Annotated in this window: 25 protein-coding genes and 2 tRNA genes; 14 read left to right on the top strand and 13 right to left on the bottom strand. The window is 73.3% G+C overall.

The window, feature by feature from the left end; translation table 11 throughout:
- Positions 1-10 precede the first annotated feature (10 nt).
- The 3 genes from ACGFIA_RS22975 (at position 11) to ACGFIA_RS22965 (ending at position 2,625) form a co-directional block, all read left to right on the top strand.
- Complete coding sequence (locus ACGFIA_RS22975; protein WP_357385638.1) at positions 11-973, top strand: TIGR03557 family F420-dependent LLM class oxidoreductase; 963 nt, start codon at positions 11-13, stop codon at positions 971-973.
- Positions 970-1,806, top strand: a complete 837-nt coding sequence (locus ACGFIA_RS22970; protein ID WP_393261941.1) for an alpha/beta fold hydrolase — start codon at positions 970-972, stop codon at positions 1,804-1,806. The genes ACGFIA_RS22975 and ACGFIA_RS22970 overlap by 4 nt, the downstream gene beginning before the upstream one ends.
- Positions 1,807-1,971: 165 nt before the next feature.
- Positions 1,972-2,625 carry a GAP family protein gene (locus ACGFIA_RS22965; protein WP_393261938.1) on the top strand — a complete coding sequence of 218 codons (654 nt, stop codon included), beginning with the start codon at positions 1,972-1,974 and terminating at the stop codon, positions 2,623-2,625.
- Here the strand turns inward: ACGFIA_RS22965 and ACGFIA_RS22960 are convergent.
- The 7 genes from ACGFIA_RS22960 to ACGFIA_RS22930 form a co-directional block, all read right to left on the bottom strand.
- Positions 2,612-3,409: an endonuclease/exonuclease/phosphatase family protein gene (locus ACGFIA_RS22960; RefSeq protein ID WP_357385632.1), complete on the bottom strand. Its 798-nt coding sequence runs from the start codon at positions 3,407-3,409 to the stop codon at positions 2,612-2,614. The genes ACGFIA_RS22965 and ACGFIA_RS22960 overlap by 14 nt on opposite strands.
- A gap of 4 nt (positions 3,410-3,413) precedes the next feature.
- Positions 3,414-4,904, bottom strand: a complete 1,491-nt coding sequence (locus tag ACGFIA_RS22955) for a phosphatase PAP2 family protein (RefSeq protein ID WP_357385630.1) — start codon at positions 4,902-4,904, stop codon at positions 3,414-3,416.
- 77 nt (positions 4,905-4,981) lie between these two features.
- Positions 4,982-5,983: a YihY/virulence factor BrkB family protein gene (locus tag ACGFIA_RS22950; protein WP_357385628.1), complete on the bottom strand. Its 1,002-nt coding sequence runs from the start codon at positions 5,981-5,983 to the stop codon at positions 4,982-4,984.
- Positions 5,976-6,983, bottom strand: a complete 1,008-nt coding sequence (locus ACGFIA_RS22945) for a diacylglycerol kinase family protein (RefSeq protein ID WP_357385626.1) — start codon at positions 6,981-6,983, stop codon at positions 5,976-5,978. The genes ACGFIA_RS22950 and ACGFIA_RS22945 overlap by 8 nt, the downstream gene beginning before the upstream one ends.
- 91 nt (positions 6,984-7,074) lie before the next feature.
- Complete coding sequence (locus ACGFIA_RS22940; protein ID WP_393262065.1) at positions 7,075-7,650, bottom strand: Clp protease N-terminal domain-containing protein; 576 nt, start codon at positions 7,648-7,650, stop codon at positions 7,075-7,077.
- Positions 7,650-7,886 (bottom strand): HTH domain-containing protein, encoded by a 237-nt coding sequence (locus tag ACGFIA_RS22935; RefSeq protein WP_030275209.1) that lies wholly within the window; start codon positions 7,884-7,886, stop codon positions 7,650-7,652. The genes ACGFIA_RS22940 and ACGFIA_RS22935 overlap by 1 nt, the downstream gene beginning before the upstream one ends.
- A gap of 77 nt (positions 7,887-7,963) precedes the next feature.
- Complete coding sequence (locus ACGFIA_RS22930) at positions 7,964-8,389, bottom strand: helix-turn-helix domain-containing protein (protein ID WP_357471580.1); 426 nt, start codon at positions 8,387-8,389, stop codon at positions 7,964-7,966.
- A gap of 141 nt (positions 8,390-8,530) precedes the next feature.
- On the opposite strand from ACGFIA_RS22930, the gene ACGFIA_RS22925 reads away from it, so the two are divergent.
- The 6 genes from ACGFIA_RS22925 (at position 8,531) to ACGFIA_RS22900 (ending at position 14,725) form a co-directional block, all read left to right on the top strand.
- The gene (locus ACGFIA_RS22925; protein WP_357480186.1) at positions 8,531-9,019 is read left to right on the top strand and encodes an SRPBCC domain-containing protein; all 489 of its coding nucleotides are present in this window, start codon (positions 8,531-8,533) and stop codon (positions 9,017-9,019) included.
- A gap of 52 nt (positions 9,020-9,071) precedes the next feature.
- A complete protein-coding gene (locus ACGFIA_RS22920) occupies positions 9,072-9,635 on the top strand; it encodes an NADPH-dependent FMN reductase (RefSeq protein ID WP_393261932.1) in 564 nt (187 codons plus the stop codon).
- A 99-nt stretch (positions 9,636-9,734) separates the two neighbouring features.
- Positions 9,735-10,535 carry a PP2C family protein-serine/threonine phosphatase gene (locus tag ACGFIA_RS22915; protein ID WP_393261930.1) on the top strand — a complete coding sequence of 267 codons (801 nt, stop codon included), beginning with the start codon at positions 9,735-9,737 and terminating at the stop codon, positions 10,533-10,535.
- 82 nt (positions 10,536-10,617) lie between these two features.
- Positions 10,618-11,448 carry a universal stress protein gene (locus tag ACGFIA_RS22910; RefSeq protein ID WP_393261927.1) on the top strand — a complete coding sequence of 277 codons (831 nt, stop codon included), beginning with the start codon at positions 10,618-10,620 and terminating at the stop codon, positions 11,446-11,448.
- Between the two features lie 35 nt (positions 11,449-11,483).
- Positions 11,484-13,862, top strand: coding sequence for a phosphoketolase (locus tag ACGFIA_RS22905; protein WP_393261924.1), 2,379 nt, complete (start codon positions 11,484-11,486; stop codon positions 13,860-13,862).
- Complete coding sequence (locus ACGFIA_RS22900; protein ID WP_393261922.1) at positions 13,859-14,725, top strand: universal stress protein; 867 nt, start codon at positions 13,859-13,861, stop codon at positions 14,723-14,725. Before ACGFIA_RS22905 ends, ACGFIA_RS22900 begins: the two co-directional genes overlap by 4 nt.
- Before the next feature lies 1 nt (position 14,726).
- On the opposite strand, the gene ACGFIA_RS22895 is transcribed toward ACGFIA_RS22900, so the two are convergent.
- On the bottom strand, positions 14,727-17,075 hold the full coding sequence (locus tag ACGFIA_RS22895; RefSeq protein ID WP_393261920.1) for a heavy metal translocating P-type ATPase: 2,349 nt from the start codon (positions 17,073-17,075) through the stop codon (positions 14,727-14,729).
- Between the two features lie 166 nt (positions 17,076-17,241).
- Here ACGFIA_RS22895 and ACGFIA_RS22890 point away from each other — a divergent pair, with 166 nt between their 5' ends.
- Positions 17,242-18,252 carry an Acg family FMN-binding oxidoreductase gene (locus ACGFIA_RS22890; protein WP_393261917.1) on the top strand — a complete coding sequence of 337 codons (1,011 nt, stop codon included), beginning with the start codon at positions 17,242-17,244 and terminating at the stop codon, positions 18,250-18,252.
- Positions 18,253-18,345: 93 nt separating this feature from the next.
- Positions 18,346-20,013 (top strand): GAF domain-containing protein, encoded by a 1,668-nt coding sequence (locus ACGFIA_RS22885; protein ID WP_393262062.1) that lies wholly within the window; start codon positions 18,346-18,348, stop codon positions 20,011-20,013.
- 7 nt (positions 20,014-20,020) lie between these two features.
- On the opposite strand, the gene ACGFIA_RS22880 is transcribed toward ACGFIA_RS22885, so the two are convergent.
- Positions 20,021-20,659: a response regulator transcription factor gene (locus ACGFIA_RS22880; RefSeq protein WP_357385604.1), complete on the bottom strand. Its 639-nt coding sequence runs from the start codon at positions 20,657-20,659 to the stop codon at positions 20,021-20,023.
- Between the two features lie 187 nt (positions 20,660-20,846).
- On the opposite strand from ACGFIA_RS22880, the gene ACGFIA_RS22875 reads away from it, so the two are divergent.
- On the top strand, positions 20,847-21,821 hold the full coding sequence (locus tag ACGFIA_RS22875; protein WP_357385602.1) for an Acg family FMN-binding oxidoreductase: 975 nt from the start codon (positions 20,847-20,849) through the stop codon (positions 21,819-21,821).
- An 18-nt stretch (positions 21,822-21,839) separates the two neighbouring features.
- Here the strand turns inward: ACGFIA_RS22875 and ACGFIA_RS22870 are convergent, their stop codons facing one another.
- Complete coding sequence (locus ACGFIA_RS22870; protein WP_393261913.1) at positions 21,840-22,841, bottom strand: NAD-dependent epimerase/dehydratase family protein; 1,002 nt, start codon at positions 22,839-22,841, stop codon at positions 21,840-21,842.
- A gap of 1,067 nt (positions 22,842-23,908) precedes the next feature.
- Here ACGFIA_RS22870 and ACGFIA_RS22865 point away from each other — a divergent pair.
- The gene (locus ACGFIA_RS22865) at positions 23,909-24,490 is read left to right on the top strand and encodes a hypothetical protein (protein WP_393261911.1); all 582 of its coding nucleotides are present in this window, start codon (positions 23,909-23,911) and stop codon (positions 24,488-24,490) included.
- A 68-nt stretch (positions 24,491-24,558) separates the two neighbouring features.
- Here the strand turns inward: ACGFIA_RS22865 and ACGFIA_RS22860 are convergent, their stop codons facing one another.
- The 3 genes from ACGFIA_RS22860 to ACGFIA_RS22850 form a co-directional block, all read right to left on the bottom strand.
- Entirely contained in the window at positions 24,559-26,205 is a 1,647-nt protein-coding gene (locus tag ACGFIA_RS22860; RefSeq protein ID WP_393261908.1) for a PKD domain-containing protein, read from the bottom strand.
- Between the two features lie 168 nt (positions 26,206-26,373).
- Positions 26,374-26,445: transfer RNA gene (locus tag ACGFIA_RS22855), tRNA-Val, on the bottom strand.
- An 11-nt stretch (positions 26,446-26,456) separates the two neighbouring features.
- A tRNA-Gly gene (locus ACGFIA_RS22850) sits at positions 26,457-26,529 on the bottom strand.
- A gap of 159 nt (positions 26,530-26,688) precedes the next feature.
- On the opposite strand from ACGFIA_RS22850, the gene ACGFIA_RS22845 reads away from it, so the two are divergent.
- A complete protein-coding gene (locus ACGFIA_RS22845; RefSeq protein WP_357389941.1) occupies positions 26,689-26,934 on the top strand; it encodes a DUF6458 family protein in 246 nt (81 codons plus the stop codon).
- The last annotated feature ends 64 nt before the right edge of the window (positions 26,935-26,998 follow it).

The raw sequence follows: 26,998 nt of genomic DNA, 5'->3' as shown, positions 1-26,998 counted from the left end.
AGGAGACGCCATGGTCAACGTCGGTTACACCCTGATGTGCGAGCAGGCCGGCCCGAAGCAACTGGTCGACCACGCCGTACGCGCCGAGGCCGCCGGCTTCGACCATCTGGTCATGTCCGACCACTACTACCCGTGGCTGGAGTCCCAGGGCCACTCCCCGTACGCCTGGTCGGTGCTCGGCGCGGTAGCGCACGCCACCAGCCGGGCCGAGCTGATGTCGTTCGTGACCTGCCCGATCCGGCGGTACCACCCGGCGGTGGTGGCGCAGAAGGCCAGCACCGTCGGGGTGCTCTCGGACGGGCGGTTCACGCTGGGCCTCGGCGCCGGGGAGAACCTCAACGAGCACGTGGTGGGCGGGTGGCCGCACGTGCAGCAGCGGCACGAGATGTTCGAGGAGGCGCTGCAGATCATCCGGCCGCTGCTCAACGGCGAGACGCTGACGTTCTCCGGCAACCACTTCGACGTGCCGGACGCGTACGTCTGGGACCGGCCGGAGCGGCCGGTGCCGATGGCCGTGGCCGCGTCCGGGCGGCAGTCGGCGACGCTCGCCGCCGAGTACGCCGACGCCATGATCGCCACCGACCCGCTGTCCCACCTGATCGACATGTACGAGGAGGCCGGCGGCGCGGGCCGCCCCCGCTACGGGCAGGTGGCCATCTGCTACGGGCCGGACGAGGACGAGTGCCGCAAGATCGTGCACGACCAGTTCCGCTGGTTCGGCCTGGGCTGGAAGGTCAACGCCGACCTGCCCGGCCCGGAGTCGTTCGACGCGGCCACCCAGTTCGTCCGCGAGGAGGACGTGGCCGAGGGCATCTCCTGCGGCCCGGACACCGACCGCCACGTCGAGGCGTTCAAGAAGTTCGTCGACGCGGGCTTCACCCACGTCGCGCTGGTCCAGGTGGGCGGCGACACCCAGCCGATGTTCCTCGACTGGGCCCAGGAGGAGCTGCTGCCCCGGCTGCGCGAGCTGTGACGCTCGCACCGTCCCCGCCGGGACGCTTCGGGCCGGCCGGCCTGCGCCTGGCGCTCGCCGCGCCCCGGCCGGCCGCCGGGTTGACGAGCGAGTTCCGGCAGGTCGCCGGGCTGCGGGCACACACCCGCCGCTCCGCCGGCCCGGGCGGGGACGGGCCGCCCGTGGTGCTGGTGCACGGCCTGGCCGTGTCGCACCGCTACCTCACCCCGCTGGCCGTCGCGCTGGCGCCGCGCCGGCAGGTGTACGTGCCGGACCTGCCCGGCTTCGGGCTGACCGAACGCCCCGGCACCGCGTACGACGTGGACGGGCACGTGGCGTTCCTGGTCGACTGGCTCGCCGCGTACCGGCTGGGTCCGGTCTGCCTGCTCGGCCATTCCTTCGGCGCGGAGGTGGCCGCCGCGCTGGCCGCCCGTCACCCCGGCCTGGTCAGCGCGCTGGTGCTGGCCGGTCCGACCTGCGACCCCGCCGCCCGGTCCCGGCGCGGGCTGATCGGCCGGTGGCTGGTGGACACGCTGCGGGAGGCGACGTGGCAGGCGCCGGTCCTGCTGCGCGACGTGGCGGACGCCCGGCCGTGGCGCGTGTTCGCGACGCTGTCCCACTCGGTCCGCAACGCGGTCGAGGAGGACCTGGTCCGGATCACCGCGCCCACGCTGGTGCTCACCGGTGCCGGCGACCCGGTCGCACCGGCCGCCTGGCGGGAACAGGTCGCCCGGTTGGTGCCGGACGCACGCACGGTGGCCGTCCCGGGCGCGGCGCACAACGTGGCCACCACCGCACCGGCCCAGGTCGCGGACGCCGTCCACGCCCTGCTCACCACCCCGCTGAGGAGTTGACGCCATGCGTATCGGGAACACCGAGATCCGGCCCGCCGGGGGCGGGCTCGGCTGCCTACTGATGATCCTCTTCTCGATCGTCGCCTCGGTGGTGCTCACCGTGCTGCTCAACCTGGTCCTGTAGAACCCGGCCCGGAGTGCGGGGCGGCGACACCAGAATGGGTCATGCCCCTGCTGACCGCGCTGCCGCTGGCGCTGGAGATGGTCGCCGGGTCGAAGCTCGTCGGCGCCGTCGTCCTCGCCTCCGGCCGTCACCCGCGCCGCAGCTCGGCGGCCTTCCTGGGCGGCGTGGCGCTGGGCGTGCTCGGGCCGCTGACGATCTGGTACGCGCTGTTCCGGCTGGTGCGGCACACCGCCGTGCACGGCATCGGGGTGGGCGGCAGCCGCCGGCTCATCGACTGCATCGTGCTGGCCCTGCTCGCGGTGCTCATGGTGGTCACGTTCCGCAGGCGGCGACGCGACCGGCCGCCCGGGTGGCTGCGCCGGTTGCAGGACCCCCGGCCCGCGTACGCGTTCGGTCTGGGGCTGGTGCTCGCCGTCGCCGTGCCGAGCGACGAGCTGGTCATGGCGTCGGTCGCCGGCAGCATGGCCGGGCACGGCCGCCCGTGGTGGCATCTGCTGCCGTTCACGGCGCTCACCGTGGCGCTGCTGGCCCTGCCGCTGCTCACGCTGCTGCTGTCCGGCGAGCGCGCCGAGCGGCTGCTGCCCGCGTTCCGTGCCTGGACCGGCAGGCACTCCTGGCTGGTCAGCGAGACCGTCATCCTGATCTTCGCGGCCTTCGTGGTGGCCGACCTGGCAGGGTCGTTCAGCCGGCCGTGAGGTCCACCTCGGCCAGCACCGGATAGTGGTCCGACGCCGTGTCCGCGTCGCCGTCGCGGACCACCCGCACCGCGCGTACCCGATCGGCCAGCGCCGGGGTGGCGAGCAGGTAGTCCAGCCGCATCCCGGCGAACTCGGCGCCGCCGTGCCGGGTCGGCACGGTCAGACCGCCGGGTTCGTCGCCGCCGGAGTGCGGCCACAGGTCGACCAGCCCGGCGTCGAGCAGCCGGGCCACCGCCCGGGTGTCCACGGTACGGCCGTCGCGGCGCAGGTGCCGTCGCCGGTACGGGGTGGCCAGCCCGGCCAGCCGGGCGGTGTGCTCGACTGTGGGTTCCAGCGTGTTCAGGTCCCCGGCCAGCAGGGCCAGCTCTCCCCCGGTGCGGCGCATCGCCGCGGCCAGCCAGTCCGCCTCCATCCGCCGCCGCCCGCCGGAGTACGGGTAAAGGTGGGTGCTGACCACGGTGAGCGGTCCGGCGGCGGTGGCCACCCGCACCCGGGCGGCGGCGTGGTGGAACGGGCGGCGGACCCGGCCGGCGCGCAGCACCCGCAGCGGCGGGCGGACCAGGACCGCCACCGGCTGCCCGAAGCAGGACCGGGCCAGGTACGCCGCCATCCCGAGCCGATCGGCCAGGCCGTCCAGCGTGGCGTCCATGCCGCGCAGTTCCTGGACCGCCAGCACGTCCGGGCGCTGCGCGGTGACGACCGAGACGATCCGGTCCCGGCGGTCGGCACCGCCGCCGTCCCGCCCGCCGGTCCGGATGTTCCAGGTCATCACCCGCAGCATCGGCTCAGTCCGGCCGTGCGGCCTTGGCCAGCTCGTCGTCCAGCTCGTCCACCTGTTCGGACTCGATCGCCGGCTGGTTGCCCTCGGCCACGTCGGCGTTCGGCCGGATCACGAAGTACAGCAGCGACAACCAGAGCGCGCCGAGCAGGATCGCGCCCATGAAGTCGGTCGGGTGGTGCATGCCCCGGTACATCCGGGACGTGGCCACGCCGACCGGCATCAGCACGGCCATGCCCACGAACAGCCACCGCCACCACCTGTCGGTACGCGGGAACACGATGATCGCCATGGCCGCCCAGAGGCAGATGGTCGCCGCGATGTGCCCGGACGGGAACGACGAGGTGGGCATCTGCCCGTCCAGGTTCTCCACCGGCGGCCGGGGCCGGTCCACCACCCGGGCGCTGGCCAGGAACAGGCTCAGCTCGCCGAACATCGCCAGCACCACGTACAGCACCGGCCGCCAGCGCCGCCACACGGCGAGCACGATCGGGCAGAACACCAGCGACACCAGCAGGATCGCGTGGGTGTCGCCGAACTTGCTCCACCACCAGCTCAGGTCGGTCAGCGCGTCGGTGTGCCGCTCGGCGAACCAGCGCGGCACCTCGGTGTCGAGCGTGTCGAAGAACGTGCCCTTGGCGTGGTAGCTGACGAACATGCCGAACGCGTAGAGCACCCCGAAGACGAGCACCCAGCCGACCAGCAGCTCGGCCACCGCCGAGCGCGGGTGCTCCAGGATCTTCTCCTCGTCCGGCGCGAGCGCCAGCTCCTCGCCCGCCTCCGGCTCCAGGCCCTCGCGCAGCGGCGGCACCGGCCGCCCGCGCTCGCGCCGCCACAGCCGGAAGGCGTACGCGGTGACGCCCAGCCAGGCCGCGCCGAGCAGCCAGCCGCCGATCACGTCCGACACGTAGTGCACGCCCAGCGCAATCCGGGTCAGCCCGACCAGGAAGATCAGCACACCGGCGATGGCGATGGCGGGCTTGCGCCAGCGCGGCGCCATGGCCGGCAGGAACACCAGCAGCAGCGCGCCGTACGCGACGAACGAGCCGAGCGCGTGACCACTGGGGAAGCTGTTGCCGGGCGCGCTGGCGATCGGCACGTCCACCACCGGCCGCAGCCGCCCGACCAGCGCCTTGAGCGACGGGTCGAGGATCAGGCCGCCGGCACCGGTGACGATCAGGTAGACCGCCAGCCGGGACTGGCGGCGGATCAGCAGGCCCACCACCGCGATGGTGACCAGCCAGATCAGCACCGGCCGCCCGCCCAGGTCGGTGATCGCCTGGAGCACCGTTACCAGCGGGCCGTGCGGGGCCACCAGGCCGTTGAACCACTCGGCCACCGCGTGGTCGGCGTCGCCCAGCGGGCTCCACCGGAACCGGACCAGCATGAGCAGCACGCCGAACCCGACTCCCGCGCCGGCCACGGCGAGCAGGCCCGCGAGGCTCCGCTCGGCGAAATGGCCGAGCGGCCGACTCCCGGCTTCCTTGACCGCGGTCACACCGCACCTCCCTCGTTCCTCTGCGAGGCGCGCTGTACCCGATCGGCGTGTCCCGTACACGCTGGACCGGCGTGGCGTCAGAGCGAGGTCATCTCACCGGTGTCGAACAGGTCCTCGCGTTGCGCCTCCGGCTGCCAGAGATCCGGCTGGGCGGGCTGCTCCACGCCGATGCGCATCGCTTCGAGCTGCGCGGCGAAGGCCAGCCCGCCGAACAGCGCGATCCCGGTCAGGTTGGCCCAGAGCAACAGGGCCATCATGCCGGTCAGCGCGCCGTAGGTCTGGCCGAATCCGCCGCTGTACTTCACGTAGGCGGCGAGCAGGAGGCTGGCCAGCCACCACAGCGCGATGGCGATGGACGCGCCGAAGAACAGCCAGGACAGGCCGGGCTGGCGGCGTCGCGGGGCGTGCCGGAACAGCATCGCGACGGCGAGCACGGTCAGGCCGAGACTCAGCGGCCAGCGGATGACGTTCCATCCCGCCATGGCGACGTCGCCCCACTCGTAGTGCCGCCGTACCGACTCGCCCACCGCCCGGCCGCCGACCAGGATCAGGAAGCCGGCCAGCGCGGGTACGCCGGCGAGCACGGCGAGGATGGAGGCGCGCAGGTACTTCGCCAGCGCCGGGCGGTCCCGCTCGACGCCGTAGATCCGGTTGGCGCCCCGCTCGATCTGCGCCATCGTGGTGGTCAGCGCGACCAGCCCGGTGAGCAGACCGAGCGTCAGCGCCAGCTCACCGGCGTCCTCGGTGCGCTCGCTGTCGGTCAGCAGGTCCTGCACCACGGCTTCGCTCTGACCGGGGGTGATGGCCAGCACCGTGTCGGCGACGACCTTGCCGCCCTCGTCCGCGCCCAGGTCGGTGATCAGGCCGGTGAGCGCGATCAGGAACGGCACCACCGCCAGGCAGAGCTGGAAGCCCAGCGCCCGGGAGTGGCTGAAGCCGTCGCCGTAGCGGAACCGGACGAAGGCATCCCGCAGCAGGCACCATCCACCGTGCCGGCGCAGCGTGTGCCAGGCGTCGTCGGCGGAGAGCTGCTCCTCCGCCATCAACCGGGTCTCCGGGACCAGCTTGGTGCTACTCACGGCGGGCCTCCTCGACCAGGTGCTCACCGCGCTCGCCGACCGCGTCGGCGTCCACCGCCAGGTCGGGGTCCTCCTCCGGGCGCGGTACGCAGAGCCAGAGCGACTCGGGCCGGATGGTCGCCTTCAGCGACCGGCCCGGCTCGATCAGGTCGCCGTCAAGCTGCCGGGGCTGCGCCCGGGTGCTGGTGATCTCGACCGAGCGGGCCCGGAACACCTCCATCCGGGGCACGCTGTCGCGGCGGCGCAGCACCGCCCAGCCCATCGCGAGCCAGTGGCGCAGCCGGCGCGGCGTCAGCACCGCCACGTCGAGCCAGCCGTCGTCCGGTTCGGCCTCGGTGAGCAGGCGTACCCCGCCCTGCAGGCGCCCGACGTTCGCCACCAGGACCGAGCGGGCCCGGCGGCGCAGCGGCGGCTTGCCGTCGATGCGCACCGAGACCCGCATGGGCCGGTCGCGCAGGTGGCGGGCGGCGCCCATCACGTACGCCGGCCAGCCGATCCGCTTCTTCGTGGTCTCCGAGGTGGAGTCGAGCATCTGGGCGTCGAAGCCCATCCCGGCCATCACCGCGAAGCACTTGTCGCCGACCACGCCGACGTCGAGGCGGCGCATTCCGCGTTCGACGGCGACCTGGAGCCCGGCGGCCAGGTCGTTCGACAGGCCGAGGTTGGCGGCCAGCAGGTTGCCGGTGCCCTGGGGCAGCACCGCCAGCGCCACGTCGGTGCCGGCCAGCGCGGTCACGCAGGCCATCACCGTGCCGTCGCCGCCGCAGGCGAAGACGACCTCGGCGCCCGCCTTGACGGCCTGTTCCGCCTGCCCTCGGCCCGGGTCCTCGACTGTCGTCTCGTACCAGGTCGGGGCCGGCCACCCGGCGGCGTCGAGCGCGCCGTCCACGATGCGGCGGAACTCGTCCAGGTCGGCCACCTTCACCGGGTTGACCACCACTGCCGAGCGCGGGGTGCGGTTCTCCGCGTTCACCGGGCGCTTGTCGTCTGCACCGTCCACGGCGTCAGTGTGCAGGACACGGGGCGTGACGGCGACCCGGCGCAGCGGGACGTTGCGAGGACCGCAAACAGGTTTGAAACCCGGGTGCGGGTCAGGCCGCCTCGCGCAGCGCCGCGTCGACGCGCCGCCGCAGGTCGTCGAGGTCCACCCCGGCCTCGGTGAGCACCACGGCGGCCAGGCCGTCGCCCTCGCGCAGCAGGCCGAGCAGGATGTGTTCGGTGCCGATGTGCCGGTGGCGCAGCCGCAGCGCCTCGCGCAGCGACAGCTCCAGCACCTTCCTGGCGCGGGGCGAGAACGTGCCCCGGTGCGTCCCGCGACGCCACCACCGGCGCGGGCGCGGGGTCGCCTCGCGCAGCGCGTCCGGGCCGAAGGACTCCTCGATCCGGGCCACTATCGCGGCGAGGTCGATGCCGATCTCGCGCAGCGCCGCCGCGTCCGCCGCGCCGAGCCCGTCCACGCCCCGCTCGGCGTGGCGGGCCACCGCGGCGCGCAGCCCGTCGGCGTCGACGCCGCCGGCCGCGAGCAGCCGTACGGCCAGGCCGTCGGGGTCGGCGAGCACCCCCAGCAGCAGGTGCTCGGTGCCGACCGGCCGCCGTCCCTCGGCGCGGGCCTCGTCGAGCGCGTGGTGCACCACGGCACGGGCCCGGTCGGTGAATCGTTCGAACATCACGCCTCCCAGCTCTCGCGCACCGCCGGTCGTCCGGCGTGCTTCTTGTGGACCGCCTGCCGGCTGACCTCGAGGGCGTCGGCGATCTCCTGCCACGACCAGCCCTGCCGCCGGGCGTTGTCGACCTGGATCACCTCGAGCCGCTCCAGCAGCCGGCGCAGGGCGAGCACGGCACGCAGGCCGACCTTGGGGTCGGTGCTGCCGGCCGCCGCCGCGAGTTCCGTCGCCTGACTCATGCTGTCAATGTAGGTTGACAAGCGCACTGTGTCAACTCTGGTTGACGCGCACCCCGGTCTGCCGCCCCGGAGCGCGACTATGCACGGCGCGGAGTGGCGTTGTTCGCGGTGGACGTCCGGTCGAACTCGTCGCGGTTACGGACGAGATCGCTCTGGTGATCACGGACCCAGTGCACGAGTCCACCCACGGCCTCACTCAGTGAGCGGCCGAGCGGTGTCAAGGCATACACGACCCTCGGGGGCACCTCCGGGTACGCGGTCCTGGTCACCAGCCCGTCGCGGTGAAGGGCGCGCAGCGTCTGGCCGAGCATCCGTTGGGAGACGCCAGCGACCTGCTCGTGCAACGCGGTGAAGCGCAGCGGGCCGGACGTCAGGGCCGTGATGGTCAGCAGCGTCCACTTGTCGCCCACCCGCGCCAGCACCTCCCGGACGAGCTCGATCGTCTGGATGCAGTCCGGCGCGACCCCGCGCTGCGCCAGTTCGGCACCAAGGAGGCTCGTCATGCTCTTCCGTTCCTCGCGCGTCAGTAGCTGACTTCAAAGTGCGTATCGGGCAGCCGGACTAAATCCGTTGGACGCACGTTTCTTACTAATCGTAACTGACATGCGGTCACCCATTCGTGACCGTCACAGCGGGAGGACAGCATGGTCCGGCACGACACATTCACGATCACGCGGCACCTCGACGGACCGCCGGGCGAGGTCTTCACCGCGTTCGCCGACACCACGATCAGGCGCCGATGGTTCCGGCTTCCCGGCAGCGGAGCGGTGTACGAGCACGACTTCCGGGTGGGCGGTGGTGAGACGGCACGCAGCACCTTCACCACGCTGGACACGGCACCCGAGCGGCTGGAATACCGGTCGCGGTACATCGACATCGCGGACGCACACCGGATCGTCTACGGCTACGAGGCCGTCGTCGACGACGAACTGCGATGGACCTCGCTGGTCACCGTCCGGCTCGACACCGAGCCCGACGGAACCTGCCTGGAATGGACCGAACAGGTGACCTTCCTCAGATACGCGGGGGACGGCAGTTCCGACCTCGCGCACCTGCGCGGCGCCAGCGTGCTGCGGCTGAACGGACTGGACGCCGCTCTGCAATCCGGATCCTCGCCTCAGCAATCCGCGTGACACCGCGTTTCGGACCGTCGGCAACCTTCGAATCGACCAGAACGGATCACTCATGACGAACATCGGGATCATCCTCGGCAGCACCCGCCCCGGCCGGGCCGGCCACCAGGTGGCCGAGTGGGTAGCGAAGCACGGCAGCCAGCACGACGGCATCGACGTCGGGGTGGTGGACATCAAGGACTATGACCTGCCGGTCTTCGACGAGCCACAGTCACCGCTACTCGGCGCCTACACCCACCCCCACACGTGGCGCTGGAGCAAGAAGATCGCCGAGTTCGACGGATACGTCTTCGTCACCCCGGAATACAACCGATCGATCCCCTCCGCGCTGAAAAACGCCATTGACTACCTCTACGGCGAGTGGAACAACAAAGCGGCCGGATTCGTCTCCTACGGCAGCAGTGTCGGCGGCGCACGTGCGGTAGAGCACCTACGCCTCATCACGGCAGGTCTTCAGCTGGCAGGCGTACGCACCCAGGTCAGCCTGTCACTCGCCACCGACTTCGCGGCATTCACCACGTTCACTCCCGGCGACCGCCACGACGCTATGCTCCGCCAGCTCTTCGCCGAGGTGGCCGCCTGGGCCGACGCGCTCGCGCCACTGCGCCGGCCCTGACCCGCAGACCGCTCACGGGGACAGCCAGGCCACCTCCACTGCCAGAAAGTCACCCTGAAGATTCCACACCCCGGCCCGTCCCGGTGTTACGGTCCGCTGGTGTTCCGCCGCCGTCCGCTGGACCGGCCGGTCGAGCCCGCGCGCCGGCTCACCGTCGGCCGCCTCACCCTGGAGATCGCCGGGGGCAGCGTGGTCGGGCACCGCTACCCGGAGAACTACGACGTGCTGCACGTCGACCCGGAGCTGCCGATGGCGGTGGTCTGCGACGGCATGGGCGACGGCGAGGGCAGCCGGATCGCCGGCACGACCGCGGCCGAGACGTTCGTGGCGCGGGTCCGCGCCGACTGGCCCGCCGTCGGCCCCGCCGGGCTGCGGGCCGCCGTGGCCGAGACCCAACGGCGGGTACGCCAGGCCGGCGCGACGCTGTCCGGCCTGACCGGATGCACGCTCACCGCGCTCGTGGTCCAGCCCGACGGCGAACAGGGCTGGCTGGTCCAGCTCGGCGACTCACGGGCGTACCGGCTGCGCGACGGGCTGCTGGAACTGGTCACCGTCGACCACACCATGGCCTGGCTCGGGCTGCTGCACGGCTGGTGGCCGCCGGACTCGCCGGAGGCGGCCCGGGCCCGCTACCAGCTGCTGCGCTACGTCGGCCACCCGGACCGGCCCGAGCCGGACCTGCTCGCCGTGCCGCTGCGCCGGGGCGACACCTGGCTGCTGTGCACCGACGGCATCAGTGACCAGCTCGGCTACCACCGGCTGCGCGACCTGCTGGCCGCGCGGCGGGACCCGGCGCGCACCGTCGAGGCCCTGCTCGCCGCCAGCCTCGACGAGGGCGGCGAGGACAACGCCACAGCAGTCGTGCTGCGCGTACACCAGGCGTTGCCCGCCCCGCGCTGACCGCCAGTTCCGCCGACCCGCTCCGGCGCACCCGGTCCCACGACTACGGTGAGTGAAAAGCAGGGGTCGGGAGGTGAGCCGGGTGGCCGCACCCAGCCACGGCGCGGTGGTGGTCGGCGTCAGCCGCTCCGAGGCCGACCTGACCGTCGTCCGCACGGCCGTCGCCGAGGCCGCCGCCCACGACCGTCCGCTGCACCTGCTGCACGCGTTCAACTGGGCCGCGACGCCCGGCCCCGCCCCGGCCGGCGGCACCCGCACCGACGCGGAGAACGTGCTGGAGAACGCCCGGCGGGTGGCCGCCGAGTGCGCGCCGCAGGTGCCGGTCAGCGGCCGCATCGTCGAGGGCTCCCCGGTCGAGGCGCTGCTGCGGGTCGCCGACACCGCCTTCCTGATCGCTCTCGGTGACGGAGGCATGTCGGCCCATTCGAACCGCGTACCGGCCGACACCCCGGCCGTGGACGTGGCCGCCCGGGCCACCTGCCCGGTGCTGGTCGGCCGCACCGAGCCGGCCCCGCCCGGGCCGCTGCTCGTCGGCTTCGACGGCTCGGCCAGCTCGCGGGCCGCCCTCGGATACGCCTTCGACTGCGCGCAACACCGCGGCGCGCGCCTGCTCGCCGTCCGGGTGATCGAGCCGGACTCCGGCGACCGCGACGACGGGCGGCTGGAGGAGGCGGTCACACGGGAGGCCCGGCGGCACCCGCGGGTCACCGCCGACTGCGAGACCGTCCACGGTGAGCCGGGACCCGTCCTGCTCGACCGGTCCCACGCGGCGCAGCTCGCGGTGGTGGCCGCCCGGGGCGACGGGCCGGTCGGGTCCACTCTGGGCGCGGTCAGCCAGTCGCTGCTCTACCACTCGCCCGCCCCGCTGATCGTCGTACGGGGACTCCCCGCGGACGCCGGGGACGGGTCGTGACGCCCGCGCGGGGCGGACGTGCCGAGGAGGAAGACGTGGTCCTGACCGAAGACGAGGTGCGCCGGCTGGACGCGTACTGGCGCGCGGCGAACTACCTCACCGTCGGCCAGATCTACCTGCTCGACAACCCGCTGCTGCGGGAACCGCTCAAGCCCGAGCACGTCAAGCCGCGCCTGCTGGGCCACTGGGGCACCAGTCCCGGGCTCAACCTGCTCTACACGCACCTGAACCGGGTCATCGTCGAACGGGACCTGTCCGCCATCTTCGTCACCGGACCCGGCCACGGCGGCCCCGCGCTGGTGGCGAACACCTGGCTGGAGGGCACCTACAGCGAACTTCACCACCACATCCCCCGGGACGGGACCGGCATGCGGCGCCTGTTCCGCCAGTTCTCCTTCCCGGGCGGCATCCCGAGCCACGTGGCGCCGGAGGTGCCGGGTTCGATCCACGAGGGCGGCGAACTGGGGTACGCGCTGAGCCACGCGTACGGCGCCGCGTTCGACAACCCGGACCTGCTGGTGGCCTGCGTGATCGGCGACGGCGAGGCGGAGACCGGCCCGCTGGCCGGGAGCTGGCTGTCGAACGTGTTCCTCAACCCGGCCCGCGACGGCGCGGTGCTGCCGATCCTGCACCTCAACGGCTACAAGATCGCCAACCCGACCGTGCTGGACCGGATCCCCCGCGAGGACCTGCGGGACATGATGCGCGGCTTCGGCTACGAGCCGTACGTGGTCGAGGGCGACGACCCGGCGGCCGTGCACCGGTTGCTGGCCGGCACGCTCGACCGGGCGGTCGACGAGATCACCGCGATCCAGCGCCGGGCCCGCTCCGGCGGGCGCGTCGAGCGCCCCCGCTGGCCGATGATCGTCCTGCGGACGCCGAAGGGCTGGACCGGGCCCGCCCGGGTCGACGGCAAGCAGGTCGAGGGCACGTTCCGCGCCCACCAGGTGCCGATCTCCGGTGTCCGGGACAACCCGGAGCACCTGGCCGAGCTGGAGCGCTGGCTGCGTAGCTACCGGCCGGAGGAGCTGTTCGACGCCACCGGCGGTCCGGTCGCCGAGGTGACCGAGCTGCCGCCCACCGGTGACCGCCGGATGAGCGCCAACCCGGTCGCCAACGGCGGCCGGCTGCTGCGCGACCTGGAGCTGCCGGACTTCCGCGACTACGCGGTCGACGTACCGACGCCCGGTGAGCCGATGGCCGGCGCGACGGGTGTGCTCGGCCCCTGGATCCGCGACGTGATCGCCCGCAACCCGCGGACGTTCCGCCTGTTCGGCCCGGACGAGGTCGCCTCGAACCGGCTCGGCGCGGCGTTCGAGGTCACCGACCGAGCCTTCGTCGGCACGGAGGTGCCCGGCGACGACCACCTCTCCCCCGGCGGCCGGGTGATGGAGGTGCTCTCCGAGCACCTGTGCCAGGGCTGGCTGGAGGGCTACCTGCTGACCGGCCGGCACGGCCTCTTCACCAGCTACGAGGCGTTCATCCACATCGTCGACTCGATGGTCAACCAGCACGCCAAGTGGCTGAAGGTGACCCGGGGCATCCCCTGGCGGGAGCCGGTGGCGTCGCTCAACTACCTGCTGTCCAGCCACGTGTGGCGCCAGGACCACAACGGCTTCTCCCACCAGGACCCGGGCTTCATCGACCACGTGATGAACAAGAAGGCCGAGGTGGTCCGCGTCTACCTGCCGCCGGACGGCAACACGCTGCTCTCCACAATGGACCACTGCCTGCGCAGCCGGCAGTACATAAACGTGGTGGTGGCCGGCAAGCAGCCCGCGCCGAACTGGCTGACCATGGACGAGGCGATCCAGCACTGCCGCCGCGGCCTGGGCATCTGGGACTGGGCCAGCAGCGACGAGGGCACCGAGCCGGACGTGGTGCTCGCCTGCGCCGGTGACGTGCCGACGCTGGAGACGCTGGCCGCCGTCGACCTGCTGCGCCGGCACCTGCCGGCCCTGAGGGTGCGGCTGGTGAACGTGGTCGACCTGATGCGCCTGCAACCGCCGTCGGAGCACCCGCACGGCCTGCCGGACAACGAGTTCGACACCATCTTCACCCGCGACAAGCCGGTGATCTTCGCCTACCACGGCTACCCGTGGCTGATCCACCGGCTCACCTATCGCCGTACCAACCACGAGAACCTGCACGTACGCGGCTACAAGGAGGAGGGCACCACCACGACACCGTTCGACATGGTGATGCTCAACGACCTGGACCGCTTCCACCTCGTCATCGACGTGATCGACCGGGTGCCGGGGCTGCGCTCGCGCGCCGCGCACCTGCGCCAGGACATGGTGGACGCCCGCCAGTCCTGCCGCGACCACACCCGCCGCTATGGTGAGGACGATCCCCGGGTCGCCGAGTGGCGCTGGATCCGCGAGAACGACCCGGCCGTGAGGAGTGGCGAATGAGCGACGACGAGATCCTGGTCGGCTACGACGGCTCCGCCGACGCGGCGGTCGCCCTGAACTGGGCGCTGGACGAGGCGGGCCGCTCCGGGCGGCCGGTACGCCTGGCGTACGTCTTCGAGTGGTTGACGGTGACCGGCTGGGTCGGACCCGCCGTGGCGCCGGGGGTGTGGCCGGACGAGGCCGCCCGGCAGCAGGTCGAGGAGCTGGTACGCAAGGCGGCGGCGGACGCCGCCGCCGAGCGGCCGGGCCTGACCGTGCGCGGTGAGGTGTTCGACGGACCGCCCGCGCTCGTGCTCCAGGAACGGTCGGCCGAGGCGGGGATGCTGGTGCTCGGCAGCCGGGGCCACGGCGGCTTCGGCGGGCTGCTCGCCGGCTCCACAGCGGTCTCGGTCACCGCACACGCCCACTGCCCGGTGGTGGTGGTCCGCGACGGCCAGGCCGCCACGTCCGGGCCGGTGGTGGTCGGCTCGGACGGCTCGGAGTCGGCGCTGCGGGCGCTCGGCTTCGCCGTCGAGCGGGCCGCGCAGCGGGACGTGCCGCTGCGGGTGCTGCGGGCCTGGGAGCCGCCGGGCGACAGGTGGGTGCCGCCGGACTTCGACCCGGAGCGGGTCGCCGCGAGCGAGCGGGCCGCCGCCGAGACGGAGCTGGCCACCTGGCGGGAGAGCTTCCCCGACGTGCCGGTCGAGATCGACGCGGTGCCCGGCAGCGCGTCGGCGCTGCTGGTGGAGGCCAGCCGGTCGGCACAGCTGGTGGTGGTCGGCAGCCGGGGCCGGGGCGGGCTGCGCGGCATGCTGCTCGGCTCGGTCAGCCAGCAGCTCATCCAGCACTCGCACTGCCCGGTCGCCGTGGTACGCGAGCGCTGACTCAGCGGCCGGGCGTGGTGGAGCCCTCTTCCGGGTTCAGCGAGAAGTAGTCCTCCTCCTCCTGGGCCAGGTGCAGGCGCAGCACCGCGTCCAGGCCGTAGAGCGCGGCGAGCAGATCGGGAATCTCGTCACGGCGCAGCCGGCCGTCCGGCTGCGCCGTGAGGTGCCCGCCGATCCGCTCCACCAGCCGCACGATCTCCACGTGCGCGCGGCTCATCGTGGAGGTCGCCTCGTCGCTGCCCAGCGGGCCGGCCAGCGCCGGGTAGAGCTGCCGGTCCTCGGCCGCCTCGTGCGGCAGCACCTCGTCGACCAGGCGCCGGTGCACCTCACGCAGCGCCGGCAGGCACTCCGGGTCGTCCGGGCGCGTCGCCACCATGTCGGCGGTGTCGCGCAGCCGGGCCAGCACGTCGCGGACGCCGCCGTGCTCGCCGGCGTACCTGTCGATCAGCTCCACCGTGTGCGCGGGCAGGTCGCGCCGCCGCAGGCCGCCGCCGAGCGCGCGCAGCGCGTTGAGGATCACCAGGACGTCGATGCCCTCCTGGAGGAACGCGCCGGCCACCGGGGGCAACCGGCCCGCGGCGGCCACCAGCATCGCCACCACCGCCAGGCCCATCCCGACGGTGGCGCTCTGCACCGCGATGCGGCGGGCGTACCGGGCGATCTCGACCGCGTCGGCGAGCCGGTCCAGCCGGTCCACAGTGAGCACCGCGTCGGCCACGTCCGCCGAGGCGGTCGCCCCGGTCGCGCCCATCGCGACGCCGACGTGCGCCTCGGCCAGCGCGGGCGCGTCGTTCACACCGTCGCCGACCATCACCGTCACCGCGTGCGCCGACTCCTCGCGTACCCGCTCGGCCTTCTCCTGCGGCGAGCAGCGCGCGATCACGTCGTCGACGCCCACGATCTGCGCCACCTGCCGGGCCGTGCCCGGTCGGTCGCCGGTGACCATGACCAGCCGGGTGAGGCCCGCCTCACGCAGCCGGCGCACGGTGCGCCGGGCGTCCGGGCGGACCGGGTCCTCCAGCAGGATCGCGCCCAGCGGCCCGCTGTCGTCGCTGACCCACACCGCGGAGCGCCCGGCCCGTTCGGCACGCTCACCGAGGCGGCCCGCCCACTCCGGCGGCTCGCCGCCGAGCTGCCCGACGTGCACCATCCGCCCGTCGACGCGTCCGCTCACCCCGTGCCCCGGCTCCTCGGTGACCTGCGTCGGCTCGGCCAGCGGCAGCCCTCGCTCGCGGGCCTGCCGGACCAGCGCGGCGGCCAGCACATGCGGGGAGAGCTGCTCGACCGACGCGGCCAGCCGCAGCACCTCGTCCCGGTCACCGCCCGGCGCCACCACCACCTCGGCCGCCCGGGGCCGGCCCGCGGTGAGCGTGCCGGTCTTGTCCAGCAGCAGGGTACGGGCGCGGCCGAGCTGTTCCAGCGACCCGCCGTCGCGGACCAGCACACCGCGCCGGGCCACCCGGGACAGGCCGGAGACCACGGCGATCGGGGTGGCCAGCAGCAGCGGGCACGGGGTGGCCACCACGAGCACCGCCACCGCCCGGGTGAAGTCGCCGGACAGCAGCCACGCCAGCCCGGCCAGCACCAGCGTGAACGGCACGAACGCGGCGGCGTAACGGTCGGCCAGCCGTACCATCGGCGCCTTGCGGGCGGTGGCCTCGCCGGCCAGGCGGACGATGCCCGCGTAGGTGCTCTCCGCCGCGTTGCGGCTGGCCCGCAGCCCGAAACCGGCGCCCGCGTTCACGACGCCGCTGGCGACCTGCTCCCCGGCCGCGCGGGTCACAAGCTGCGACTCGCCGGTGACCACCGACTCGTCGAGCGTCGCCGCCTCCTCGGCCACGCCGTCCACGGGCACCACGTCGCCCGGCCCCACCACGAGGCGGTCCCCCACCTCGACGCGGTCCAGCGGCACCACCTCGATGCCGCCGTCCGGGGTGCGCCGCCGCGCCTGCCGGGGCGCGCGTTCGAGCAGCGCCCGCAGGTCACGGGTGGCGCGGCGCTGGGCGTACTCCTCCAGCGCCCGCCCGGTGGCGACCATCACCGCGATGACGGCGCCGGCCAGGTACTCCCGCACCAGCAGCGCGCCGAGCAGCGCCAGCACCGCGATGACGTCCACGCCGAACTGCCGCAGCCAGAGCTGACGCAACGTCGTCCAGGCCGCCGGGATCAGCGCGACCAGTGTGACCGCCGCCCAGACCAGCCGGGCCGCGTCGTGCGCGCCGGCGAACCACAGCGCCGCGCCGGCCAGCACGGCCACTGTGAGCAGCACCAACGGTGCCCACTCGGTCCAGGCCCATCGCCGGGCGCGGGCCGGCTGCTCGGGTACGCACTCGCCCGGTTCGGTTCCCACGTGGGGATCGTCTCAGCCCGGACGCGCGCCGGGCAGGGCGACCCGGGTAATCAGCAGGGCGAAGGACCCCTGCGGGGCGCCCTGGCATGGCCGAGGATGGAGCCGCATCCCCACCCGGGCTTCCCGGGCGTGGGGCACGATGGGGAAAACAGGAAAGGTCGTGACGATGAGCCACGAGACGCCGGCCGGCGATCGCCCGTTGACCACCGCGCTCGCGGAGGCCGCCGGAATGGCCGGCCACGCCCCCTCGGTGCACAACACGCAGCCGTGGCACTGGACGGTCCTGCCCGACGCGCTGGAGCTGCGGGTGGTCCGCGAGCGGCACCTCAGCGCCATGGACCCGGAGGGTCACCTGCTGGTGGTGAGCTGCGGCGCCGCGCTGCACCACGCCCGGGTGGCGCTGGCCGCCGAAGGCTGGACCCCGGTGGTGGAACGGCTGCCCGACCCCAAGGAACCCGACCTGCTGGCCCGGATCACCAGCCTGAAGCACACCGGCGCCGACCCCGACGCCATGCGCGTCGTGCAGTGCATGCGGGTGCGGCACACCGACCGGCGGCCGGTCAGCGACGAGCAGATCCCGACCGCCGCGCTGGACGACATCGACCGGGCCGCCACGCTGGAGGGGGTGAACCTGCAACTGCTCGACGACACCCAGAAGATCCAGCTCGCCGCCGCCGCCCAGCAGGCCGCCGCCGTCGAGGCGGACAGCCCGGAGCTGCGCGAGGAGCTGGCGTACTGGACCAGCCGGGCCGGCACCGGCACCGGTCTGCCGCCGGAGGTGCTGCCCGAGCAGGCGCCCCAGACGACCGTTCCGGCCCGCGACTTCGGCCGCGCCGGGTCGCTGCCGGTCGGGCCCGGCCACGACAAGACCGCCGTCTACGGGATCCTCTGGGGCTCCGACGACGAGACGATGAGCTGGCTGCGCGCCGGGGAGGCGCTCTCCGCCGCCTGGCTCACCGCCACCCGGCACGGCGTGTCGCTGGTGCCGCTGTCCGGCGTGGTGGAGGTCGAGGGCACCCGTGAGGTGCTGCGGCAGATGCTGGCCGGCCTCGGGTTCCCGTACCTCAGCATGCGGCTCGGCGTGGCCGACCCGACGCACGCCGGCCCGCCGCACACCCCCCGGCTGGACGTCACGCAGACAGTCGACACCTCGGCGGTCCGCGACCGCCTCACCTGACCGGTCTCGATCAGGGCGGCCGCCGGGCGATACCATCGCCCGGTGGCCGCCGCACCCCAGCCCTCGCACGAGCACGTCGCACCGTCGCTCGGGCTGACCCCGCTGTCCCGCGTCCGCCTGGACGAACTGCTCCAGGAGATGCTCGACCGCGTCGGCGAGGTGGTGACCAGCCGCGAGCGGCTACGGGCACTGCTCGACGCCGTCGTCGGCATCGGTTCCGACCTGGATCTGCGCAGCACGCTGGAACGGATCGTGCAGTCGGCGTGCGAGCTGGCCGGCGCCCGCTACGGCGCGCTCGGCGTGATCGGCCCGGACCGCATGCTCCACGACTTCATCGTCCACGGCATCAGCCCCGAGCAGCACGCGAAGATCGGCGAGCTGCCGCACGGCCGCGGCGTGCTCGGCCTGCTCATCGACCAGCCGAAGCCGGTACGCATGCCGGACATCACCAAGCACCCCAACTCGTACGGCTTCCCGCCGAACCACCCGCCGATGCACAGCTTCCTCGGCGTGCCGGTACGCATCCGCGACCACGTCTGGGGCAACCTCTACCTGGCCGAGAAGCAGGGCGCGACCGAGTTCACCGAGGACGACGAGGAGATCGTGGTGGCGCTGGCCGCCGCGGCCGGCGCGGCGATCGAGAACGCCCGCCTCTACGCGCTGGCGCACCGGCGCGAACGCTGGCTCGCCGCCGCCGCCGAGATCACCTCGGTGCTGCTGGGCGAGGTGCGCCGCACCGACGCGCTGACCCTGGTGGCCCGCCGCGCCCGCGAGGTCGCCGAGGCCGAGCTGGCCCTGGTCCTGCTCTACGACGAGGACGAGGCGCAGTTCACCGTCGAGGTGGTCGACGGCGCCGACCCGGTCACCCGGGAACTGGTCGGCGCGGTGCTGCCCGCCGCCGAGACCAGCTTCGCCGCGTCCGCCACGTCGGGCCGGCACGACCAGGTCGACAACCTCGCCGCCGCGGCGCCCTGGCCCCGGCCCGTGGTCGCCGGGCCGGCAGTGGTCTCCCCGCTCGCCGCCGCCGACACGCTGCACGGCGTCCTGGTGATCGGCTACCGGCCCGACCACGGTCCCGCCGCCGACGACGACCTCGCCCTGCTGGCCAGCTTCGCCGGGCAGGCCGCGCTGGCCATGGAGCGGGCCCGCGGGCAGGAGGAACGGGAACTGCTTGTGGTCCTGGAGGACCGCGAACGCATCGCCCGTGACCTGCACGACGTGGTGATCCAGCGGCTGTTCGCCACCGGCCTGCAACTGCAGAGCGGCGCGATGAACGCCCGCCCCGAGGCGGCCAAGCGGATCAACCAGGCCGTCGACGACCTGGACGCCACCATCCGCGACATCCGCCGCACCATCTTCGAGCTGCGTACCCCGATGAGCGCGGCGCTGCGCACCGAGATCCGCGAGGCCATCGAGGTGGCCGCCGAGTCGCTCGGCTACCGCCCCGAGCTGGAACTGATCGGCCCGATCGACAGCGCCGTCCCGGACGACCTGCGCCCCGAACTCACCGCCGTGCTGCGCGAGGCGCTCTCCAACGCGGTACGCCACGCGCGGGCCGACCGGGTGTCGGTGCGGGTGCGCGTCGACTCCGGCCGGGTCGAGATCACCGTCACCGACGACGGCGTCGGCTGCGACCCGGAGGCGGCCCGCAGCGGCCTGGTCAACCTGCGCGAGCGGGCCGAGCGGCTCGGCGGCGAGTTCTCACTGCGCCGGGCCGAGCCGCGCGGCACCGAGGTGCGCTGGAGCGTCCCGCTCGACTGACCGCCGGTCAGGTGTTCTTGCCGAGCAGCCGGGTGGCCAGCACCGCCGCCTGGGTACGCCGCTCCAGGCCGAGCTTGGCCAGCACGCTGGAGACGTAGTTCTTCACCGTCTTCTCGGCAAGGAACATCTTCCCGGCGATCTCCCGGTTGGTGAGCCCCTCCGCCACGTACTCCAGGATCCGCCGCTCCTGCTCGGTGAGCGACTTCAGCTCCCGGGGCTGCTCCACGCCGCTGCGGATGCGCTCCAGCACGCGCGTGGTGATCGCCGGGTCGAGCAGCGACTGCCCGGCCGCCACCCGGCGGACCGCGTCCACCAGGTCGGTGCCGCGGATCTGCTTGAGCACGTACCCGGCGGCGCCCGCCATGATCGCCGCGAACAGCGCCTCGTCGTCCTCGTACGAGGTGAGGATCAAGCCCTTGATCGAGGAGTCCACGGCGCGGACGTCGCGGCACACGTCGATGCCGTTGCCGTCGGGCAGCCGGGCGTCGAGGATCGCCACGTCGGGGCGCAGCGCCGGGATGCGGCGGGCCGCCTCCTGGGCCAGGCCGGACTCGCCGACCACCTCGATGTCGCCGCTGCTCTCCAGCAGATCGGCAAGGCCACGACGGACGACCTCGTGGTCGTCGAGCAGGAACACCCGGATCATCAGTCCTTTCTACCCGCTTTCCCGCCCTCGTAGCACGGGTCGAAAGTCCCGTCCTGCCCGCACCGCCCGGGACCGACGGCCGGGCCCAGGTGGGGACCTCCGGCCCTGCTCACCGCGCCGCACGCTGACGCACCGTAGTGGTGTACCCGGCCGGGGGAGCCGGCGCCGCACGAGAGGGAGCACCACCATGACGACCGAATACACCGGCGAGCAGCTGCGGGCCGCGGTCGCCGACGCGGTCCGGGCGCCGTCGCTGCACAACACCCAGCCGTGGCGGTTCCGGCTGGTCGACGGCGGCATCGAGGTGTCCGTCGACCCGCTGCGCGGCCTGCCCGCCACCGACCCGACCGGCTGGGGCGCCCGGATCGCCGCCGGAGCGGCAGTGTTCAACCTGCGGCTGGCGCTCGCCGTCGCGGGCACCCCGGCCACTGTCCGGCTGCGCCCGTACCCGGCCGATCCGGACGTCGTGGCCCGGCTCGTGCCGGACGTGCCGCGCCGTCCCACCCCGGTCGAGCAGAGCCTGTACGGGGCGATTCCGCACCGGTTCAGCAACCGCGCGCCGTTCTGGCCCGACCCGGTGCCCGCCGAGGCCCGCTGGCGCCTCGGCGAGGCGGCCCGCGCCGAGCAGGGCTGGCTGGAGCTGGTGATCGGCACCAGCGCCGTCAACGCCGTCGCCGAAGTCGCCCGCAGCGCCCACCGCGTGCTGGAACGCGACCCCGCGTACGTGGCCGAACGGGCCGAGTGGATCCGCTCCGAGCCGGCCCCGGACGGCGTGCCGACGGTCGCCGGCGGACCGCAGAGCGAGCCGCAGGACCTGCTGCCCCAGCGCGGCTTCGGCGGCCGCAACCGCGCCCCCGGCCGCGACTTCGAGCCGGAGCCACTGGTCGCGGTGCTCGGCTCGGCCGGCAACACCTCGGCCGACCAGATCCTGGCCGGGCAGGCGCTGCAGCGGGTGCTGCTCACCGCCACCGACGCCGGGCTGAGCGTGTCGATGCTGTCCCAGCCGATCGAGGTGCCGGCCGCGCGCGAGGCGCTGCGGATGTCGCTGGGCCGGTTCGGCACCCCGCAGATGGTGATGCGGATCGGGTACGGCCAGCCCGGCCGCGCCACCCCGCGCCGCCCGGTCGAGGAGGTGCTCGACCTGCCTGTCGTGTCGGCCTGACCCGTACTCCTCCGCAGGTCAGGCCGGCCACGCGGCCAGCAGGGCGGCCTCCCGCTCCGGTGCCAGGCCGACCGGGGCGCGGGCCGGACGCCCCGCGCGGGCCGGCACCCGCCCCACCTCGCGCAGCCACCGCCAGGTGTCCGCGACCGTGTCGGTCACCGGCCGGCAGACCAGCCCCGCCGCGTACGCGCGCTCGACGTCCCGCTCCTGCAACCACCGGTACTCGTGCCCGCGCGGGATCCATACCGGCAGGTCGTTCCACGGCTCGACCCCCGCGGCCAGGATCGGCTCCGGCGCGGTCCACCGCAGCGTCCCGTCCGACCCGGTCACCGCCACGGCCGCGTCGAGCAGGTCACCCATCGTCGCGTGCCCGGTGCGGCCCACCACGTTGTACGCCCCGCCGACGCCCTCGGCACCCCGGTCCAGCAGCCAGGTCGCCAGGTCCCGGACGTCCACGTACTGGATCGGCAGGTCACGCGGCCCCGGTGCCAGCACGTCACCGCCCCGGACGATCCGATTCAGCCACCACGGCAGCCGCCCGATGTCCTCCCCCGGCCCCAGGATCAGCCCGGCACGCGCGAGCAGCGCCCGGTCACCGAACACCCGCGTCGCGGCGAGTTCCCCGCCGGCCTTGTTCGCCGGGTAGTCCCCGTCGTCGGCATCCGGGTCGGCCGCCACAGTGGGCGCCTCCTCGCCGGTGCCCGGCGCGACGGGTGGCGCGTACACCGACCCGCTGGACACGTAGACGTAGTGCGGCACCGCGTCGGCGAGCGCCAGCGCCGCGTCCCGCACCGCCCGTGGGGCGCCGTCCCAGGTGTCCACCACCAGATCCCACTCGCCGCCGGTGAGCGCGGCCAGGCCGTCCGGCGCGGTCCGGTCACCCCGCAACCGGTGTACGCCGTCCGGCACCCGCCCGTGCACACCACGGTTGAACACGGTCACCCGCCAGTCGCGGCGTACCGCCTCGGCCACCACCGCACGACCGACAAAGCCCGTACCACCGAGCATCAGGAGTCGCATGCGTCCCAGCCTGCCGCCGGGCGGCCGGTATGACGTGCCCTGTTCACGGTCAGCGGATCTGCCAACGGCAGAACCCGGCTTCCCCCGTCACTCGCCCACCGCCGTCCCCGTGTCGCCCACCCTGCCCCGCTCCCCGACCGCACCCCACCGCCGCGAGTCCTCGCGCCCTCGCCCACTGCCGTCGATCTCGGAGTTGTGGCACCCCGATCTGCCCGTTTGGTGCGGTTTCGCGAGATGCCACAACTCCAAGATCGACGAACTCACCCCAGACCGCAGCGGATCCTCGCCGCGTCGTTGGCCGGGATCGTCACCGTCGCCCGGCCGCCGGAGACGGCCCCGCACCGAACCCGCTACCACCCCCGGATCACCCGCGATCTTGCACTTGGGTACCCCGCATAGCGCGCGAATGGGGCACCCGAAGGGCTCAAACTGCAAGATCGCCGATTGGCCCCCGCAGCGCCCGACTCCCGGCCCGCGATCCGCCCCGCCCTCAAGGGCGTCGATCATGAAGTTGACGGCGCTCGGTGTCCGTTTTGTCGCCGCCAACCTCATGATCACCGGGCACCGGGTGCCGGGTGCCCCGGGAGTGCCTCGCGGGGGTGATCAAGGGGTTTGTGTTCTCGTTGGCGCAGAAGGCTGCCGCGAAGTCCTTGATCACGGGTGGCGGGGCGCGGTGCTGGGGGCGGGGCTTGGGGGTTTGGGGTGGGTGTCTGGTTCGGGGGTGGTGGGCGGCATTCTGGGGGTGGAATCGTCGGCGGGTGGGTGGCGTTGTAACCGGGTGAACGACCGAGCGCGGCTCGCCCCAGGCGGGGCGGGTCCCGGGGAATCTCGCCGGGCCGCGACGCGTTGAGTACGGTTCTGGCGGCGTGAGGCCCGCACCTGCTACCCCGGGTGCGTGAGGCGTCCTCGGGAATCATCCCGGGCCGCCGGTCGTTGGACATGGTTCCGGCGCCGCGACGTGGCACCCCTGCCCCGCGAGTGGCCGGTTCCCCCCGAGACTTTTTGAGCGCCTGACGGTGCCACGTGCCCACCCCCGGGTGCGTCGACCCCCGAATGGAGCCCCCATCATGAACACGATCCTGCGTAAGAGCATTCTCGGTATCGCTGGTCTGGCCTTCACCGGTGGCGTGTTCGCCGGTCCGGTCGCGGCCCACGCGGCGGACACCACCACCGGCAGCGTCAAGCCGGTCTCGGCCACCGTGCAGCAGGGCGACAAGTTGATCCCGCACGGTGTGCAGGGCAACCAGTCGCGTATCGACCTGAACGACGAGCAGACGAAGAATGTGAAGGCGATCATCGCGGCGACGAAGAAGGCCGGTATGGACGAGCGTGCCGCTGTCGTGTCGATCGCGACGGCGTTGCAGGAGTCGAAGCTGGAGAACCTCGGCCACCTCGGTGACCGTAACGACCACGACTCGCAGGGCCTGTTCCAGCAGCGTCCCTCCAGCGGGTGGGGCACGGTGGAGCAGATCACCGACCCCGAGTACTCCACGACCGCGTTCCTGAAGGGTCTCAAGCAGGTCGACGGCTGGCGCGACATGCCGCTGACCAAGGCCGCCCAGACCGTCCAGGTGTCGGCCTACCCCGACCACTACGCCCAGTGGGAACAGCAGGCCGCCGACCTGGTCGCCGAGCACTGGAACAAGTAAGACGAACAAACAGCGAGAGGCCGGCACCCCGAAACGAGGGGTGCCGGCCTTTACGCGTACCCGATGGGTCAGGCCGGGGGCAGGACGAACGTCCACGTGGTGGTGGTCGTGCTGGCGGCGCCGCCGGTCGCGGTCAGCCCGCCGTAGCTGCCGGTCGGCACGCTGCTCGCCGAGTCGGCGAGCAGGCCGGTCACCCGTCCGCCACCGGTCTGCGAGGAGTTGCTGCGCACCGCCACGCCGGACGGCGGGGTGAGCTCGGTGGAGGTGCTGTCGCCGTGCAGCCAGTACGACACGGCCCAGCTCTGCGCCGCGGTCACCGGCGCGTACGGGGTGATCCGGGTGGTGGTGCTCGCCGGGTCGGTGGCCCTGCTGAAGACCGGTGCTCCCGGTGCGACCCCCCGGTACGCGGCCAGCACCAGGTTGCCCTTCGCCTGGCTGTCCAGTGTCACCCGGACCGCCGTGCCGGCGTCGCCGGCGCTCGCCGTCTTCCACCAGGCGGTGGTGGTGGCGAAGCCCCCGTCGAGGCGGTCGAGCCTGCTCCAGCCGGTCACACCGGCCGGCTCACCGGTGCCGGTGTGCGTGTTCTGGCTGAGCACGAGCAGCAGCGTGTCACCGGCCTGCACGCCCGCCGGGACGGTGACCGTGTGGCTGGTCCAGTTGGCGTTAGCGGTGGCCTGGCCGACGAACGAGATCCGCTCCGCTACGGGCGCGACTGTCACCTCGACTGTCGCGGTGCCGGTGGCACCCCGATCGTCGGTGACGGTGAGCGTGACCGGGTAGGTGCCGGCCGCCGCGTACGTGTGCGACGTGGTCGGCACGGAGGCCGTGCCGGTGGTGTCCCCGTCGCCGAAGTTCCAGCTGTGGTCCTGGATCGCGCCGTCGGCGTCGGTGGAGCCCGCGCCCGAGAACGTGCACACCAGGCCGGAGCAGGTGGGCGTCAACGCGGCCACCGGCGCCTGGTTGGCCGGACCGCCCGAGCCCTTCAGGATCTTCACGTAGTCGATGTCGCCGGCGAAGTAGTCGCAGGTGACCTTCGTACCGTCGCACTGGCTCTTGCCGCCGACGGACAGCGGCCAAGTGTTCGCGATGGTGCCGGTCGGCCCGTAGAGGCGGCTGGTCCGCACGCCGTCGACGTACATCTCCACGTACGCCGACGTGCGGTTGCAGGTGATCGTGTGCCACTGGCCGTCGGAGATCGGCACGTCCGTGTAGCCGGTACGGGAAGCGCCGTCCGCGCCCCGGAACAGGCACTTCGGCTTGCCGTTCGGCGCCTCGAACTTCCAGTAGCCGCCGGCCGTGTTGCCCTGTCCCTTCTGGAGGATGTTGCCGAAGGAGTACGTGGTCCGGTAGCGGATGGTCACCGAGAAGTCCCCGGCGTCCGGGTTGAAGTCGGTGGTGTGCGGCACCAGGTCGACGTGGCCCGGGACGGACTGCTGTTCGCTCGGCAGGTGGGTGGCGAAGCGGTGGCCGGTCGCTCCGGCGTAGAGCGCGCCGGTGACCACCTCACCGCCGATCGTGCCGTGGCGGCCGTTGCCGCTGTAGTCGGTCAGCACCGGCGACGACGTCGGCTCGTCCATGCTGAAGAACGCCACCGTCCGCGTCGCGGTGGCCTGCGCGGGCGCGGCCGAGACCGTCACCCCGGCCGCCGCGACGACAGTCGCCACCCCTAATCGGGCGGCCGTCCGCCGCCATCGTCCCCGCTCGATCATGTGCATGTGACCGCCTCCCTGCGCATCGGGGCATCACAGTGACACGCGTGGTGGCGGCGGCTGAATAAGCCGCACGGTGGAGCCGGGTGACCGATGTGGCCGGTACGAACCGTCCGGTGGGGTACGTCCGCAGATCGACCGGCGGCGCCGGTGAGCGGGGAGGGTGACTCTCGGTGGGCGATACTGGGTTTGAACCAGTGACCTCTTCCGTGTCAAGGAAGCGCGCTCCCACTGCGCCAATCGCCCGGGCAATCGCGAGCGGACGACGGGATTCGAACCCGCGACCCTCACCTTGGCAAGGTGATGCGCTACCAGCTGCGCTACGTCCGCGTGCCGCCGGTTCGCGCCGGCGACGGGGTGAACTCTACCCGATGCCAAGATCGCCGTGCGGCAGACCCCCGCCGCGCCGGATGGCTGTGTGGTTGCGCTGCTCGCCGCCGGGGTACAGAGGCCGGTGACAGCACAACCATCCCCCCGAAGGAGGCTGTCGTGGGTATCGGTACGAGCATTTTCCTGATCGCGGTCGGCGCGATCCTCACGTTCGCGCTCAACGCCAGCGTCGGCGGGGTCAACCTCGACGTCGTCGGCTGGATCCTGATGGCGGCCGGCGTACTCGGCCTGATCATGACCACGCTGGTGTGGGGTCGCCGTCGCCAGGTGGTCACCACCACCGCCGAGCAGCCGGTGGAGTACCGCCGGGTCGAGGAGCGCCGGGACGTCGCCCCGCCGATGTGACCCCTGCGGGGCCGACGGAGCTGATCGGTCCCGGAGAACCGGACCGGCCGGATCACCCGATCCG

Source organism: Micromonospora sp. NPDC049203 (assembly GCF_043197215.1).
Classification (GTDB): Bacteria; Actinomycetota; Actinomycetes; order Mycobacteriales; family Micromonosporaceae; genus Micromonospora.
This window is presented reverse-complemented; position numbering and strand designations above follow the sequence as displayed.

Coding starts and splice junctions, on each gene's coding strand:
- ACGFIA_RS22975 (WP_357385638.1), top strand. CDS start 11: ATGGTCAACGTCGGTTACACCCTGATGTGCGAGCAGGCCGGCCCGAAG.
- ACGFIA_RS22965 (WP_393261938.1), top strand. CDS start 1,972: ATGCCCCTGCTGACCGCGCTGCCGCTGGCGCTGGAGATGGTCGCCGGG.
- ACGFIA_RS22960 (WP_357385632.1), bottom strand. CDS start 3,409: ATGCTGCGGGTGATGACCTGGAACATCCGGACCGGCGGGCGGGACGGC.
- ACGFIA_RS22940 (WP_393262065.1), bottom strand. CDS start 7,650: ATGTTCGAACGATTCACCGACCGGGCCCGTGCCGTGGTGCACCACGCG.
- ACGFIA_RS22935 (WP_030275209.1), bottom strand. CDS start 7,886: ATGAGTCAGGCGACGGAACTCGCGGCGGCGGCCGGCAGCACCGACCCC.
- ACGFIA_RS22930 (WP_357471580.1), bottom strand. CDS start 8,389: ATGACGAGCCTCCTTGGTGCCGAACTGGCGCAGCGCGGGGTCGCGCCG.
- ACGFIA_RS22925 (WP_357480186.1), top strand. CDS start 8,531: ATGGTCCGGCACGACACATTCACGATCACGCGGCACCTCGACGGACCG.
- ACGFIA_RS22920 (WP_393261932.1), top strand. CDS start 9,072: ATGACGAACATCGGGATCATCCTCGGCAGCACCCGCCCCGGCCGGGCC.
- ACGFIA_RS22900 (WP_393261922.1), top strand. CDS start 13,859: ATGAGCGACGACGAGATCCTGGTCGGCTACGACGGCTCCGCCGACGCG.
- ACGFIA_RS22890 (WP_393261917.1), top strand. CDS start 17,242: ATGAGCCACGAGACGCCGGCCGGCGATCGCCCGTTGACCACCGCGCTC.
- ACGFIA_RS22880 (WP_357385604.1), bottom strand. CDS start 20,659: ATGATCCGGGTGTTCCTGCTCGACGACCACGAGGTCGTCCGTCGTGGC.
- ACGFIA_RS22875 (WP_357385602.1), top strand. CDS start 20,847: ATGACGACCGAATACACCGGCGAGCAGCTGCGGGCCGCGGTCGCCGAC.
- ACGFIA_RS22870 (WP_393261913.1), bottom strand. CDS start 22,841: ATGCGACTCCTGATGCTCGGTGGTACGGGCTTTGTCGGTCGTGCGGTG.
- ACGFIA_RS22865 (WP_393261911.1), top strand. CDS start 23,909: ATGAACACGATCCTGCGTAAGAGCATTCTCGGTATCGCTGGTCTGGCC.
- ACGFIA_RS22860 (WP_393261908.1), bottom strand. CDS start 26,205: ATGCACATGATCGAGCGGGGACGATGGCGGCGGACGGCCGCCCGATTA.